Genomic DNA, 15,300 nt, shown 5'->3' with positions numbered 1-15,300 from the left:
ACCAAACCAACGATTAAGGAGATATTGTGCCTATGTGTAATGATATATCAGAAATGCTTGGAATTAAAGTCAAAAATTTAAAAATCACTCAAAATCTAGGATTAGATGTACATAAAAACGTAAAGGCATTATTATACGAAGGCCAATTGACATATCATCCCAGTGCTTGTGCGTGTTGTGGAATTAAAAATGATGCCCATTTAATTATTAAACATGGCTTTCGTAAAACGAAAGTTTATATGGGATTAATTTTTGAAAGACCTGCCTATTTAAAATTGAAGAAACAGCGCTTTTACTGTAAAGCTTGTCAACAAACCTTTACAGCTCAAACACCCTATATTCAACCCCGATGTACCATCTCAAATGAGGTCAAACGCATGATGACCCGGAAACTATCTAAAGTCATCTCTGAAAAGGATGTCGCTGAAAGTCTATGTGTATCACCTTCAACTGTCCATCGCCATTTAAAAGAGGTAAGTGATTCGGTGAAGACGCAGGCACATCATGTTTTACCGGAGCACTTAGCTTTTGACGAATTCAAATCAACGAAAGATGTCGAAGGTGCGATGAGCTTTATTTACTGTGATAGTGTAACCCATGATATCATCGATATTTTACCTGATCGTCGCAAACATAAATGAGAAGCCTATTTTTTAAAGTTCTCTAGAAAGCAACGTGAAAGAGTGAAAACCATCTCTATAGATATGTTTCCACCTTATATCGCACTCATTCAAGACTTATTTCCTCATGCGGAGATAATTATGGATCGCTTTCATATCGTGCAGGCTATCAATCGTGAAATCAATCGATGCCGAGTTCAAGTTATGAATGGTTTTAGGACAAAAGATAGACCTCAATATAATAAATTAAAGCGTTATTGGAAGTTACTATTAAAAGCGCCCTTAGATTTAGATCGAATGATATATCAGTCATACGGACTTTTTAAGTCTTGGCAGAGTCAATACAGTTTAGTTCAGTATTTATTGGAGCTTGATGAGAGGCTCAAAGAGACATATGAAACGGGGCATCGTCTTTTAAGTGCTCTGAAAGTAAACGATATCCAGCAATTACGCTTCATCTTACAGGATTCAAAAACAAAAGATATTTCACAAGGACTCAAGCGCGTCATTCAAACATTCATCAAATATTTGCCCTATATCTCAAATACGATGCGTTATCCACATTTAACGAATGGGCCAATTGAGGGCATTAATAATAAAATAAAACTGATTAAACGGGTTTCTTATGGTTATAGAAATTTCTGGAATTTTAGGAATCGAATCTTAATCATTTCCAAGGTATTTGTAAGTGAATATAAAAAACGCATTAAACAACAAAATAACGTTGCTTAATGCGTTATCGTCTCGCCAACCGACGTTGACAAAGAACCAAAATATGACGTCTGTTGCATATGAGATGACTCCCACTATTATGAAGTAGGAATCCCCAATTTTTGATTTAATTGATCTAAATCAACTTGGAACATAGGCACCTGATCAATCAAAATAAAAGGTGTAGAAAATGCGTCCCAGTCAATCATTTCATTTCGAAATTGCGTATTTGCAATGTTGCGCTCTTCAAAATTAACGTGATTTTCGTTGAGATAATTTTTAACAAACGCACAAGGCGGACAGTCATTTTGTGTATAGATAATTACTTCAGCCATAATTGAGCCAACTTTCTTTTCAATTTGTTCTTCATCATAAGTTAAAAATGGTCAAAAAGCAAATTTATAGTTTGATTAAAAATGACAAATTTAAGTCTTGTCAATAAATTGTCACGTGTGAAGTGAACAAAAAGATATTAAAACTATGAAAGATGGGCTTATAATAAAAATCACTTTACTTTTAAAACTAAGGAGGGAATCAAAATGGATGCAGTGGATATTAGTCGGTTTTTGACAGGAATGACACTTGCAGTCCACATTATTTTTGCAACAATAGGCGTCGGTATGCCACTTTTCTTTGCAATCGCTGAATTTATCGGTATTAAAAAGAAAAGTGATCAACATATAGCATTAGCCCAACGGTGGTCGAAAGGTTACACAATTACAGTGGTCGTTGGTGTAGTAACAGGTACAATTATTGGTTTACAGTTATCATTACTATGGCCTACATTTATGCGAATTGGTGGGCATGTCATCGCATTACCTTTATTTATGGAAACTTTTGCCTTTTTCTTTGAAGCCATTTTTCTAAGTATTTATTTATATACTTGGAATCGTTTTAAAAATCAATGGATACATTTTTTAATTAGTATTCCGGTTATTATTGGTGGTACGTTTTCAGCTTTATTTATTACGTCAGTGAACTCTTTTATGAATACACCAGCAGGAATGGTATTTAAAGATGGAAGAATGGTCAATGTTGATCCAATAGAAGCGATGTTTAATGCTTCTTTCTTTGTTCGTTCATTCCATGTTGTTACAACTGCAGTAATGACAATGGCCTTTATTTTAGCAAGTATTGCAGCATTTAAGTTACTTAAAAATAAAGTGGAAAAAGATCGCCAATATCATCAAGCAGCACTCAAAGTGACAATGATCGCAGGTCTGCTTTTTACGATGCTATCCATGTTAGCAGGCGATTTATCAGCTAAATTTTTACACCATGAACAACCAGAAAAACTTGCTGCGTATGAATGGCACTTTAATACCGAATCTAATGCGGATTTAGTTTTATTTGGTGTGTTGGATGAGTCTACTCAGGAAGTTAAAGGTGCAATCCACATTCCTGGTGCCTTAAGTTTTCTATCTGATAGTCACTTTGATACGAAAGTGAAAGGATTAAACGATTTTCCAAAAGATGAGTTACCCCCTTTGATTGTGCATTATTTCTTTGATCTCATGGTGACATTTGGTATTTTTTGTTTCGTCGTTTCGTTCGCATACGTGATTGCGATGTGGGTGAAAAAATTAAATCCACATCATAAGGTGATTCTATATGCGACTTTATTGACTGGACCTGCAGCAATGTTAGCGATTGAATTCGGTTGGTTTTTAACAGAACTCGGTCGACAACCTTGGATAGTTAGAGGATTCTTAAAAGTTCAAGACGCAGCAACAAATGCAAATGGTCTCGTTTTTGTGACTATGCTTTTTGCAATACTCTATTTCGTGCTCTTGTTCTCTGCAACATACGTATTAGTAAGAATGTTTAAAAATAAAGCGGCATACGAAGATATTGAACGTATCGCAAGAAGTAGAGGTGAATTATGATGAGTTATGAAATCATTGGTATCACTGTTTTGTGGTTGTTTTTATTCGGCTATATCATTGTGGCATCTATCGATTTCGGTGCGGGTTTCTTTTCACTCCATGCGAAACTTTTTGGACAATCTCATTATATTAACCGTTTGATACAACGCTATCTTAACCCAGTATGGGAAGTTACCAATGTATTCTTTGTCTTTTTCTTCGTCGGCATTGTTGGTTTCTTCCCAGATACAGCTTACTATTATGGTACAGTTTTACTGATCCCAGGTTCAATCGCATTAATTCTACTTGCTGCAAGAGGCGCATTTTATGCATTTGAAAACTACGGTCAAGATAGTAAGTTGTCTTGGTTAATGATATATGGTATTTCAGGATTATTAATCCCTGCAGCACTATCGACAGCATTAACAATTTCAGAAGGTGGTTTCCTTAAAAAAACAGCTTCTGGAAGTATCGATCTCAACTGGACAGAGTTGTTGTTAAGTCCATACGGTTGGGCGGTTGTTTTATTAGCTATCGTTTCAGTGTTATATATTTCATCAGGATTTTTAACATTCTATGCGCATCGTGCTCAAGATTGGAAAGCCTACGCACTATTACGTAAATGGTTTCTCATGTGGGGCGCGCCTATGATTTTGATGTCGTTATTTGTATTTTTATCGTTAAGAATACAAAATAAAGCACACTTTAACGCAGCGGTTTTTGATTACGGCTGGTTATTCATAATCAGTTTCGTATCATTTTTAATTGCTGGGGTGCTTACGTACCTCAAAAAGGCGCATGGTATTGCATTCTTATTTGTGATGTTACAAATGGGAACAGCATTTTTCGGTTATGGTCTCAGTAAATTACCATACATTCTTTACCCTTATATTCATATAGATGATGCGGTAACGAATGATAGTATGGCACTTGTATTGACTATCGCTTTTATATGCGGTCTGTTGCTTTTAATTCCTTCACTTTACTTTATTTTGAAGTTATTTGTTTTTGACAAAGACTATGTGAGAGGTCATAAAAAAGGCTACTAACGCACTCAAAATAAAAAACATGTGATTGTTGATTTTAATCAGTTCATTCATGCATAACACATGGATTTGTAGTAATATAAGAATATCATTAATTGATGTGCGCATATTATGAGATAATCAAGTATGATTGATGCATGTAAGTCATTAAGTGGCTCTTTGAGAAAATATTGTTTTGCGCTATGTCGAGTAAACCAAAGGGCTATTGAAAAGATTTTTAATGGGAGTGAAATGAAAGTCTAAAAGGTGTTTTAGATTTTGTTTCACTCCCTTTCCCACGCATGCATTGCGCACATATTTTAGCGTAAAATCAACTTCAGGAGGCCTGTAATGGATAAAGAATATGTAGTCATTGGACTAGGGCGTTTTGGTGGCAGTATTGTTAGAGAATTAAATGCGTTAGACATGGATGTTATGGCGATAGATAAAGACGAAAACCGCGTAGATGAATATAGTGATATTGCAACACATGCTGTCGTGGCAGATACGACGGATGAAGCGGTAATGAAAAGTTTAGGGATTCGTAATTTTGACCATGTCATTGTTGCGATTGGTGAAAACATTCAAGCAAGTACACTGACAACACTTATATTAAAAGAGTTGGGTGTCAAAAAAGTAACGGCAAAGGCACAAAATGATTATCATGCTAAAATTTTGAACAAAATAGGTGCCGATACAGTCGTACACCCTGAAAGAGACATGGGACGTCGTATTGCGCACAATGTTGCAAGTGCGACAGTGTTAGACTACCTAGAGCTGTCAGACGAACATTCTATTGTTGAAATTAAAGTGAGTGAAACAATGGCGGGCCAAACATTAATTGAGCTCGACGTGCGTGCTCAATTTGGTATCAATATTATAGCGATTAAACGAGGAAAAGAAATTATTGTAGCGCCAGATCCAGACATTGCATTAGAATTTGATGATATTTTAATTATTATCGGTCATGATAATGACTTAACGCGTTTTGAGAAAAAAATGGCACATTAGTTTTAAAATAAAAGGACGAAGTTGGAACATGAATGTCAACTTCGTCCTTTTTGAGTTTAAACGCGCATTAAAATTGTTGTAGCATAAAACAACAGAGGGGTTTACGAATTTGATTTATCGCATGCCCCTCTGTTTTATCATTTTTATATCATGACTTTAATTATTTTGTTTTATCATTTACTTTCATAATGACTGGTAAAATCATCGGTTTTCTTGCTGTTTTTTCATATAAATAAGGTTGCAATGTTTCAATAATAGAAGATTTAACTTGATGCCATTGAATATTTTCATTGTTATTCAATTTATTGATTACATCTTGCTTGATTTTTTTCTGTGCATCATAGATTAATTGGCCTGACTCACGCATATATACAAAACCGCGTGAAATAATATCAGGGCCTGACAAAAGTTTGTTCGTATTAAAATCAATACTCACAACGACAATAACAAGTCCTTCTTCAGACAAGAGTTTACGGTCTCTAATAACAACATTGCCGATGTCACCAATACCGCTACCGTCGACAAGGACTGTGCCTGATGGGATACGACCCGCTTTACGCGCACTATCACGCGTAAGCGCAAGCACATCACCAATATCATGAATAAAAACATTTTCTTCTTTAACACCACAATCAATACCAGTTTGACCATGTGCCATTAGCATACGATATTCACCATGAATAGGTAAGAAGAACTTAGGTCGAATAAGGCGTAACATTAATTGTTGGTCACCTTGTGAACCGTGTCCAGAAGTGTGAATATTTGATATTTTACTATGAATCACTTCTGCGCCCGCTTGATAAAGTGCATTGATCGTGCGATTAATACTTTTTGTATTACCTGGAATTGGTGAAGAACTGAAGACAACTGTATCCTCAGGAATAATTTTAATTTGTTTATGCGTACCGTTAGCGATTCGAGATAAAGCGGCCATAGGCTCACCTTGAGAACCCGTACACAAAATAAGTAATTCGTGTTTTGGAATACTATTAATTTTGCTTGGCTCTACAAAAGTTTCAGGTGGTGCTTTAACATAACCCAGTTCAGTACCGATTTTAATATTGTTTTCCATTGATCGACCAAATGTCACGATTTTTCGATTGTACTTTACAGCAGCTTCAACCGCTTGTTGGACACGGTATATATTAGATGCAAATGTTGCAAAGATAATACGTCCGGTACAATTACGGAAAATTTTATCGACATTTTGACCAACTTCACGTTCACTTAAAGTGAAATCGGGAACAAGGGAGTTCGTGGAGTCAGAGAGTAAACAAAGGACCCCTTCGTCACCTAGTTTTGCCATTCTACCAATATTGGCAGGGGCACCTACAGGCGTAAAATCAAATTTAAAGTCACCTGTGTGTACGACTTTGCCTTCAGGCGTATCGACAACGACACCATAAGTTTCTGGAATACTGTGTGTTGTAAGATAGAAACTAATTTTGAAATGTTTAGATTCGATCACTGTATCTTCAGTGATTTCGTTTAAATTAGCTTGACGTAACAAATGATGCTCTTCTAATTTATTACGAATCAGACCTAATGCAAGCGGTCCGCTATAAATTGGTACGTTAATCTTTTTAAGCAGGTAGGGCACACCACCGATATGGTCTTCGTGACCATGTGTGATTACTAATCCCACGATTTTATCTTGATTCTGCTCAAGATACGTATAATCTGGTATAACATAATCGATACCAAGTAAACTATCGTCAGGGAATTTGATACCTGCATCAATGATTACGATTTCGTCTCTGTATTCAACGGCATAAGTATTTTTACCGACTTCACCTAAGCCGCCTAATGCATAGACGCCCACTTCATTTTTTTGAAGTTGTTTCATTATTGTGCTTTCTCCACGTTAAAATGATCGGATTGTTTTTCATACTCTAAATGTGCGCCCTCTAATTTAGTTATGAATTCAATATTGTAGTTGCGTTCTTTTAAATAACGACGAACTTGTTCTTCAGTTTGTGCTTCAACATAAATCGTTTGTGTATTTTCACGTACGATCACTTCATCACGATTATGTTGATAAAATACTTTAAAAATTGACATTAATTCGTTCCTCCTAAATTGGATATCTCTTTATAATAAATCGATTTACATGCCACAGGGTTAAAAATTGAATTTTAAAATAAAAAATATGAACCGAATCATGATTAAACAATGTGTTCAATAACATTCAATTCATCATTTCATTCACTTTAATCTCGCATGTACATCGCTAATTTTGATTTCCGTTCTTGATGAGGGGTATTGTATTTCAAATACAGCCCAGTTGCTTTTATTTTACATGAAGTCATCGAATAAATAAAGCGGAATGTGATAAACTAAAATAGTACCTAAATGAGATAAGTGGTATATCTCTTTAAAATGTCCCGAAAAAAGGTGATGAAGATGAAAAGTGTAGCGCAGTTATTAACAGAAGTTAAAGAGGAACGTAATCGTGAGGACAAAAAATTAATTGAGATTCAGTTCGAAGTCAGAAACGAACAAGTGACAATGTTTTTTGAATATGAAGAAGAGCAAGCAACACAAGATAACCACTACTTTATTAGACATCATCATGATCCAGAGTTTTTAGACATGGAAACTTTTCAATTACTTAAAGAGGCGTTGGATGATGAAGGAATTAGACACAAACAAAGAAGAGATGTGTTTTTATAATCTCAATAGGGCAGTGATGTATATCACCATACATTTAACCTATCCACGTCTCAGGCATCAGCTCATTTAACGAAACCCCAAATCTCACTTGAATTCATCAGAGATTTGGGGCTTTGCTATTTATAATTAGAATTTACTGAATATCAATTGACAATGTTTAAACTTCGACTGCACCATCTTTAGGTTTGAGTGGGTTATCGTGATCGATACGATCATAGAATAAAACGCCATCTAAATGATCGAGCTCATGTTGCACGACAATGGCAGGATAACCTTTAAGTCTCAAACTGATTTCGTTACCATCGATATCATAACCTTTTAATTTGATTCGATAATGACGGTGAACTAAACCAGGCACGTCTTCGTCAACGCTTAGACATCCTTCACCTGTAGGTAAATAACCGTCTTGTACGCTATAGCTTACGATTTTAGGATTGACGATACCCATATCATATGAATTGCCATTTCCATCATCTGGTAAATAAATGGCAAACATACGTTTAGGTACATTGATTTGAGGTGCAGCAAGACCTACACCACTACGTAATTGATATTTTTCAGCAATTTCTGGATCTTGACTATTTCTTAAAAAAGTTTGCATATCTAATAAAGTTTGACGTTCTTCGTCAGTTAATGGGAACTCCACTTCTTTTGATCTTTGGCGAAGTGTTGGATGTCCATCTCTAATAATATCTTTCATTGTTAACATATTTGACACCTTCCTTATTTATTAATATATCAAAAAATGACTTAAAAGTGATAGTCGTTTACTCTTAATTACTCAATAAATATTTGACAAAATTAAAAAGGAATTTGTGATTTTATTCTATATCATGCTAACATCTCAAAAATTGAAAAAAGTGCCACTTTTTAATACGGTTTAAGACGCTTTTTACGGAGAGTCATATTAGTTTAATTTAAACTTAAAATAGACATCTTTTAATAGTTTGAGATAAGTTCAATATATTAATGCGTAATATTGAGTTGTATACGATGTGTTTTGGTATAATGAAAAATGAGTGGGATATGAACCAATAATTCAAAATCGTTACAATAGTAAGGATTTGTAAAATAGAGTTATGAATTGACGCAGAAAACGAAGCATCATTTGAATTATGAAGGAAATTTCATTAATATAGCCATTGACAATATAAGGAGGACCATAAATATGAAATTCAAAAAAACAATGGGTGTAGCAATGGCTGCAACGATATTGCTAGCAGGTTGTAACAATGACAAAGAGCATTTTGAGAACTACAATAATGGACTTGAAAAAATGCAAAAAGCAGAAGCGCCAATTCAAAACATTAATAAAGAAATGAATAAACTTGAAAAAGAAAAAGAAAAAATTTCTAAAGAAGTAAGTGGCAAAGATATCAGCAAAGTTCAAGATAAAGTTAAAGCTTTCTTAGATAATGCATCACAAAGAGAAAAGCAACTTGATAAAGAGTCTAAAGCAATGGCGCAATCAGAGAAAGATTTCCAAAATATCAAAAAAGAATCTAACAAAATTGAAGATAAAGATGACAAAAAAGAATATGATCAGCTAAACCAAGCTTTAGAAGAAAAATATAAAAAGCATAAAGATTTTGTGAAAGGTTATCAAAATATTATTAATAAAGAAAAAGACTTATTTGGTTATTTCAAAAATTCTTCTGGTACTCAACAAGAAGTGGATAAACGATCAGAAGCTTTAAATAAAGCACAAAAAGAAATGAAGAAAAAGGTTGATAACTATACAAAAGCAATTCGAAAAGTACAAACAGAGAAACAAGATGTTGATGAAATCGCTAACAAATAGAATATAACAGTTTGAGTTCTATAGTATAACAGTTGGCTATACTGTTGTTATATCAAGTGTTACAGAAGTTGCATAAAACTGTTTAACAGTTTTTATATTTTGTGTTACACTAAAGTAAGTTGAATTATATTTATAAACGGGAAAGGTATGGTGAATTGCATGGCTGCTAAGTTAAAAGCCCAATTCGATGCAGAACAAGTATTGAAAGATACTGAGTCGAAATTTGAGATGGTTCAAATCTTAGATGCAGATGGAAATGTAACGAACGAAGATTTACTTCCGGATTTATCGGATGAACAGTTAGTTGAATTAATGAGAAGAATGGTATGGACACGTATTTTAGACCAACGTTCAATTTCATTGAACAGACAAGGTCGTCTTGGTTTCTACGCGCCGACTGCTGGTCAAGAAGCTTCACAATTAGCTTCACAATACGCTTTAGAACAAGAAGACTTTATTCTTCCTGGATATCGTGATGTACCACAATTAATTTGGCATGGCTTACCATTGACTAAAGCATTCTTATTCTCACGTGGACACTTTGTAGGTAACCAAATGCCTGAAGGTGTGAATGCGTTAAGCCCACAAATCATTATCGGTGCACAATACATCCAAACTGCAGGTGTGGCACTAGGTCTTAAAAAACGAGGTAAAAAAGCTGTAGCTATCACTTATACTGGTGACGGTGGTTCTTCACAAGGTGACTTCTATGAAGGTATTAACTTTGCTTCAGCATACAAAGTACCTGCGATTTTTGTTATTCAAAATAACAACTACGCAATCTCAACACCACGTGATAAACAAACTGCAGCTAAATCATTAGCTCAAAAAGCAATTGCAGTAGGTATCCCTGGTATTCAAGTTGACGGTATGGATGCTTTAGCAGTATACCAAGCAACTAAAGAAGCTCGTGAACGCGCAATTAATGGTGAAGGTCCAACATTAATTGAAACAATGACTTACCGTTATGGTCCACATACAATGGCTGGGGATGACCCAACTAAATATAGAACTTCTGATGAAGATTCAGAGTGGGAGAAAAAAGATCCGCTCGTTCGCTTCAGAAAATTCTTAGAAAATAAAGGCTTATGGTCAGAAGACAAAGAAAATGAAGTCATCGAACAAGCTAAAAATGAAATTAAAGCTGCAATTAAAGAAGCAGATAAAACAGAAAAACAAACTGTAACTTCATTAATGGAAATCATGTATGAAGATATGCCTTACAATCTTAAAGAACAATACGAAATCTACAAAGAGAAGGAGTCGAAGTAAGCCATGGCACAAATGACAATGGTTCAAGCGATTAATAATGCGCTAGCAACTGAACTTAAAAATGACGAAAACACTTTGTTATTTGGTGAAGACGTTGGTGTAAACGGCGGTGTATTCCGTGTAACAGAGGGTTTACAAAAAGAATTCGGTGAAGACCGTGTATTCGATACACCTTTAGCTGAATCAGGAATCGGTGGTTTAGCGTTAGGTCTTACAACACAAGGATACCGTCCTATTATGGAAATCCAATTCTTAGGTTTCGTATTTGAAGTATTCGACTCAGTTGCAGGACAAATTGCACGTCATCGTTTCCGTACAGGTAACTCTAAAGCTGCACCAGTTACAATTCGTACACCATTTGGTGGGGGCGTACACACACCAGAATTGCACGCTGATAACTTAGAAGGTGTTTTAGCACAATCTCCTGGTTTGAAAGTTGTTATCCCATCAGGTCCATATGATGCAAAAGGATTGTTAATTGAAAGTATCCGTAGCAATGATCCTGTTGTTTATCTTGAACATATGAAATTATATCGTTCATTCCGTGAAGAAGTACCAGAAGAAGAATATACAATTGAAATCGGTAAAGCTAACGTTAAACGCGAAGGTACTGATTTAACAATTATCGCATACGGTGCAATGGTACAAGAATCATTAAAAGCAGCTGAAGAACTTGAAAAAGAAGGTCACTCAGTTGAAGTAATTGACTTACGTACAGTTCAACCATTAGACATTGATACTTTAGTTGCATCAACTGAAAAAACAGGTCGTGTGGTTGTTGTTCAAGAAGCTCAAAAACAAGCAGGTGTTGGAGCAAACGTGGTATCAGAATTATCACAACGTGCCATCTTATCATTAGAAGCGCCAATTGGTCGCGTAGCTGCACCAGATACGATTTATCCATTTACACAAGCAGAAAATGTTTGGTTACCAAATAAAAATGATATTATTGAGCAAGCAAAAGCAACACTAGAATTTTAATAGAGAAATTGAGAAGATGTGTTAAACGAGAAAGTCACAGAGGCACAAATGGAGAATGAAACGGTCAGCCGTTTCTTCTCCTAAATCTGTGTGGACAACTTATTATTAAAAATTGATTTTTAGGAGGAAACAACGTGGCATTTGAATTTAGATTACCCGATATTGGTGAAGGTATCCACGAAGGTGAAATCGTAAAGTGGTTTGTTAAAGCTGGAGATACTATTGAAGAAGATGACGTATTATGTGAAGTACAAAATGATAAATCAGTTGTTGAAATTCCATCACCTGTAAGCGGTACTGTAGAAAAAGTACTTGTTGAAGAAGGAACAGTTGCAGTAGTCGGCGACACAATTGTAATGATTGACGCACCTGATGCTGAAGAAATGGAATTCAAAGGCGGTCATAGTCACGACGGTGGTTCTGATAAAGCAGAAGAAGCACCTCAAGAAGAAGCAAAAGCTGAACCAGCTGCAGCACCTCAAGAAGCTGGTGAAGTCGATGAAAATAGACACGTTAAAGCAATGCCATCTGTACGTAAATATGCACGCGATAATAATGTCAACATTAAAGCTGTCAATGGTACAGGTAAAAATGGTAGAATTACTAAAGAAGATGTAAATGCATACATTAATGGTGGTGGCCAAGCAGCACCTGAATCACAAAGTGCATCAGCATCTGAAGCACCTCAAGAATCTGCAGCACCAGCAGCATCAACAGTTTCAACTGAAGGTGAATTCCCTGAAACAACTGAAAAAATCCCTGCAATGCGTAAAGCAATTGCTAAAGCAATGGTTAACTCTAAACATACTGCACCTCACGTAACATTAATGGATGAAATTGATGTTCAAGAATTATGGGATCACCGTAAGAAATTCAAAGAAATTGCTGCTGAACAAGGTACAAAATTAACATTCTTACCATATGTTGTGAAAGCATTAGTTTCTGCATTGAAAAAATACCCAGCACTTAACACTTCATTTAATGAAGAAGCAGGTGAAGTTGTTCATAAACATTACTGGAACATCGGTATTGCAGCAGATACAGAAAGAGGTTTATTAGTACCTGTTGTTAAAAATGCAGACCGTAAATCAATGTTCGAAATTTCAGATGAAATTAATGAACTTGCTGTAAAAGCGCGTGATGGTAAATTAACTTCTGACGAAATGAAAGGTGCAACATGTACAATCAGTAACATTGGTTCTGCAGGTGGTCAATGGTTTACACCAGTTATCAACCACCCAGAAGTTGCGATTTTAGGTATTGGCCGTATTGCACAAAAACCTATCGTAAAAGATGGTGAAATTGTAGCAGCGCCTGTACTAGCATTATCACTTAGCTTTGACCATAGACAAATCGATGGTGCAACAGGTCAAAATGCTATGAACCACATCAAACGTTTATTAAACAATCCAGAACTATTATTAATGGAGGGGTAAAATATGGTAGTCGGAGATTTTCCAATTGAAACAGATACTATTGTCATTGGGGCAGGCCCTGGTGGTTATGTTGCAGCGATCCGTGCTGCACAATTAGGTCAAAAAGTAACAATCGTTGAGAAAGGTAACTTAGGTGGTGTGTGTTTAAACGTAGGTTGTATTCCTTCTAAAGCGTTATTAAATGTTTCTCACCGCTTTGAACAAGCTCAACACGGTTCAGACCTTGGTATTACAGCAGAAAATGTTTCTTTAGACTTCGGTAAAGTTCAAAATTTTAAAGGTTCAGTTGTTAACAAATTAACAAGCGGCGTTGAATCTTTATTAAAAGGTAACAAAGTTGAAATCGTTAAAGGTGAAGCTTATTTCGTTGATGCACACAGTTTACGTGTTATGGATGAAAAAAGTGCACAAACTTACAACTTTAAAAATGCTATCGTTGCAACAGGTTCACGCCCAATTCAAATTCCTAATTTTGAATTTGGTGGTCGCGTTCTTGATTCAACAGGTGCATTAAACTTACAAGAAGTACCAGAAAAATTAGTCGTTGTTGGTGGCGGTTATATCGGTTCAGAACTAGGTACTGCTTATGCGAACTTCGGTACTGAAGTAACAATTCTTGAAGGTGCGAAAGAAATCTTAGGCGGTTTCGAAAAACAAATGGTTGCACCAGTTAAGAAAGAAATGAAAGCTAAAGGTATGAAGATCGAAACTGAAGCTTTAGCTAAATCTGCTGAAGAAACTGAAAATGGCGTTAAAGTGACTTATGAAGTTAAAGGCGAAGAAAAAACAATCGAAGCTGACTACGTATTAGTAACTGTAGGTCGTCGTCCAAATACAGACGAGCTTGGTTTAGAAGAAGCAGGCGTTAAACTTACTGATCGTGGTTTAATTGAAGTCGATAAACAAAGCCGTACTTCTGTTGATAGTATCTATGCAATTGGTGATATTGTTCCAGGATTACCATTAGCACATAAAGCAAGCTATGAAGCAAAAGTTGCTGCTGAAGCGATTGCTGGACAAAATGCAGAAGTAGATTACATTGGTATGCCAGCAGTATGTTTCACTGAGCCTGAATTGGCACAAGTGGGTTATACTGAAGCACAAGCTAAAGAAGAAGGCATCGAATATAAAGCTTCTAAATTCCCTTATCAAGCAAACGGCCGTGCATTATCATTAGATGATACAAACGGATTCGTTAAATTGATTACACTTAAAGAAGATGACACATTAATTGGTGCGCAAGTGGTAGGTACAAGTGCATCAGACGTGATCGCTGAACTTGGTTTAGCAATTGAATCAGGTATGAATGCTGAAGATATCGCTTTAACTGTACATGCCCACCCAACTTTAGGTGAAATGAGCATGGAAGCAGCTGAAAAAGCTTTAGGATTACCAATCCATACAATGTAATAATAGTTATATAAATGAGGGACCGAAACATCATTGTTTCAGTCCCTTTTTTCAATTTCAGAACAATGTTAGAATGAACAACGAGATGTGTGGAATGGATTCCAACTTTAAGGAGGGGCTCGAATGGATTATCATTATCCAATTGATATGGACTGGTCGAAAGATGAAATCATGGATGTCATTACATTTTTTAATGCGATTGAATCCTACTATGAACAACACATTGCAAGAGAAGTTTTAATGACACGTTATCGTCGTTTCAAAGCAGTTGTTCCGGGTAAAGCTGATGAAAAACGTATTTTTGAAGATTTCAGAAAGCACAGTGGCTATGACAGTTATTTTGTGATGAAACAAGCTAAAGAAAATCCAGATCAAGAAATTTTATCAAACAAGTAAAAAACTATTGTAATTTCGTGAGCGATTTGTTATTTTTATTAAGCATTAAACAAAATGTTTAGTAAAAGTAAACAAGTCGCTTTTTTGAGTGGAGGAACT

General features: G+C 35.6%; 14 protein-coding genes and 1 pseudogene. 11 read left to right on the top strand and 4 right to left on the bottom strand.

Annotated elements, in window-relative coordinates; genetic code table 11:
- The first annotated feature begins 32 nt into the window (after positions 1–32).
- A pseudogene (locus tag MUA40_RS12140) lies at positions 33–1,352 on the top strand (ISL3 family transposase).
- 77 nt (positions 1,353–1,429) lie between these two features.
- Here the strand turns inward: MUA40_RS12140 and MUA40_RS08335 are convergent.
- Positions 1,430–1,666, bottom strand: coding sequence for a glutaredoxin family protein (locus tag MUA40_RS08335; RefSeq protein ID WP_016424751.1), 237 nt, complete (start codon positions 1,664–1,666; stop codon positions 1,430–1,432).
- Between the two features lie 204 nt (positions 1,667–1,870).
- On the opposite strand from MUA40_RS08335, the gene MUA40_RS08330 reads away from it, so the two are divergent.
- From MUA40_RS08330 to MUA40_RS08320, 3 genes are all read left to right on the top strand, one after another.
- On the top strand, positions 1,871–3,217 hold the full coding sequence (locus tag MUA40_RS08330) for a cytochrome ubiquinol oxidase subunit I (RefSeq protein ID WP_262569388.1): 1,347 nt from the start codon (positions 1,871–1,873) through the stop codon (positions 3,215–3,217).
- On the top strand, positions 3,217–4,245 hold the full coding sequence (locus tag MUA40_RS08325) for a cytochrome d ubiquinol oxidase subunit II (RefSeq protein WP_126496403.1): 1,029 nt from the start codon (positions 3,217–3,219) through the stop codon (positions 4,243–4,245). Before MUA40_RS08330 ends, MUA40_RS08325 begins: the two co-directional genes overlap by 1 nt.
- A gap of 327 nt (positions 4,246–4,572) precedes the next feature.
- Entirely contained in the window at positions 4,573–5,232 is a 660-nt protein-coding gene (locus MUA40_RS08320) for a potassium channel family protein (protein ID WP_016424754.1), read from the top strand.
- Between the two features lie 160 nt (positions 5,233–5,392).
- Here the strand turns inward: MUA40_RS08320 and rnjA are convergent, their stop codons facing one another.
- The gene (gene rnjA / locus MUA40_RS08315) at positions 5,393–7,078 is read right to left on the bottom strand and encodes a ribonuclease J1 (RefSeq protein ID WP_016424755.1); all 1,686 of its coding nucleotides are present in this window, start codon (positions 7,076–7,078) and stop codon (positions 5,393–5,395) included.
- Positions 7,078–7,293 (bottom strand): DNA-dependent RNA polymerase subunit epsilon, encoded by a 216-nt coding sequence (locus tag MUA40_RS08310; RefSeq protein WP_016424756.1) that lies wholly within the window; start codon positions 7,291–7,293, stop codon positions 7,078–7,080. The genes rnjA and MUA40_RS08310 overlap by 1 nt, the downstream gene beginning before the upstream one ends.
- Before the next feature lie 342 nt (positions 7,294–7,635).
- On the opposite strand from MUA40_RS08310, the gene MUA40_RS08305 reads away from it, so the two are divergent.
- Entirely contained in the window at positions 7,636–7,905 is a 270-nt protein-coding gene (locus tag MUA40_RS08305) for a hypothetical protein (protein ID WP_016424757.1), read from the top strand.
- A 157-nt stretch (positions 7,906–8,062) separates the two neighbouring features.
- Here the strand turns inward: MUA40_RS08305 and def are convergent, their stop codons facing one another.
- Entirely contained in the window at positions 8,063–8,614 is a 552-nt protein-coding gene (gene def / locus MUA40_RS08300; protein ID WP_016424758.1) for a peptide deformylase, read from the bottom strand.
- Positions 8,615–9,073: 459 nt separating this feature from the next.
- Here def and MUA40_RS08295 point away from each other — a divergent pair, with 459 nt between their 5' ends.
- From MUA40_RS08295 to MUA40_RS08270, 6 genes are all read left to right on the top strand, one after another.
- On the top strand, positions 9,074–9,706 hold the full coding sequence (locus tag MUA40_RS08295; RefSeq protein WP_016424759.1) for a YkyA family protein: 633 nt from the start codon (positions 9,074–9,076) through the stop codon (positions 9,704–9,706).
- 159 nt (positions 9,707–9,865) lie between these two features.
- Entirely contained in the window at positions 9,866–10,978 is a 1,113-nt protein-coding gene (gene pdhA, locus MUA40_RS08290) for a pyruvate dehydrogenase (acetyl-transferring) E1 component subunit alpha (protein WP_050331357.1), read from the top strand.
- A 3-nt stretch (positions 10,979–10,981) separates the two neighbouring features.
- Complete coding sequence (locus MUA40_RS08285) at positions 10,982–11,959, top strand: alpha-ketoacid dehydrogenase subunit beta (protein WP_050331356.1); 978 nt, start codon at positions 10,982–10,984, stop codon at positions 11,957–11,959.
- Positions 11,960–12,093: 134 nt separating this feature from the next.
- Positions 12,094–13,395, top strand: a complete 1,302-nt coding sequence (locus tag MUA40_RS08280; RefSeq protein ID WP_016424762.1) for a dihydrolipoamide acetyltransferase family protein — start codon at positions 12,094–12,096, stop codon at positions 13,393–13,395.
- A gap of 3 nt (positions 13,396–13,398) precedes the next feature.
- Positions 13,399–14,805: a dihydrolipoyl dehydrogenase gene (lpdA, locus tag MUA40_RS08275; RefSeq protein WP_126496409.1), complete on the top strand. Its 1,407-nt coding sequence runs from the start codon at positions 13,399–13,401 to the stop codon at positions 14,803–14,805.
- Positions 14,806–14,928: 123 nt separating this feature from the next.
- Positions 14,929–15,201 carry a UPF0223 family protein gene (locus tag MUA40_RS08270; RefSeq protein WP_016424764.1) on the top strand — a complete coding sequence of 91 codons (273 nt, stop codon included), beginning with the start codon at positions 14,929–14,931 and terminating at the stop codon, positions 15,199–15,201.
- Positions 15,202–15,300: the final 99 nt, after the last annotated feature.

Origin of the sequence: Staphylococcus schleiferi (assembly GCF_025558325.1) — a bacterium.
Classification (GTDB): domain Bacteria; phylum Bacillota; class Bacilli; order Staphylococcales; family Staphylococcaceae; genus Staphylococcus; species Staphylococcus schleiferi.
The sequence above is the reverse complement of the archived record's forward strand: the minus strand, read 5'-3'. Positions and strand labels throughout refer to the sequence as shown.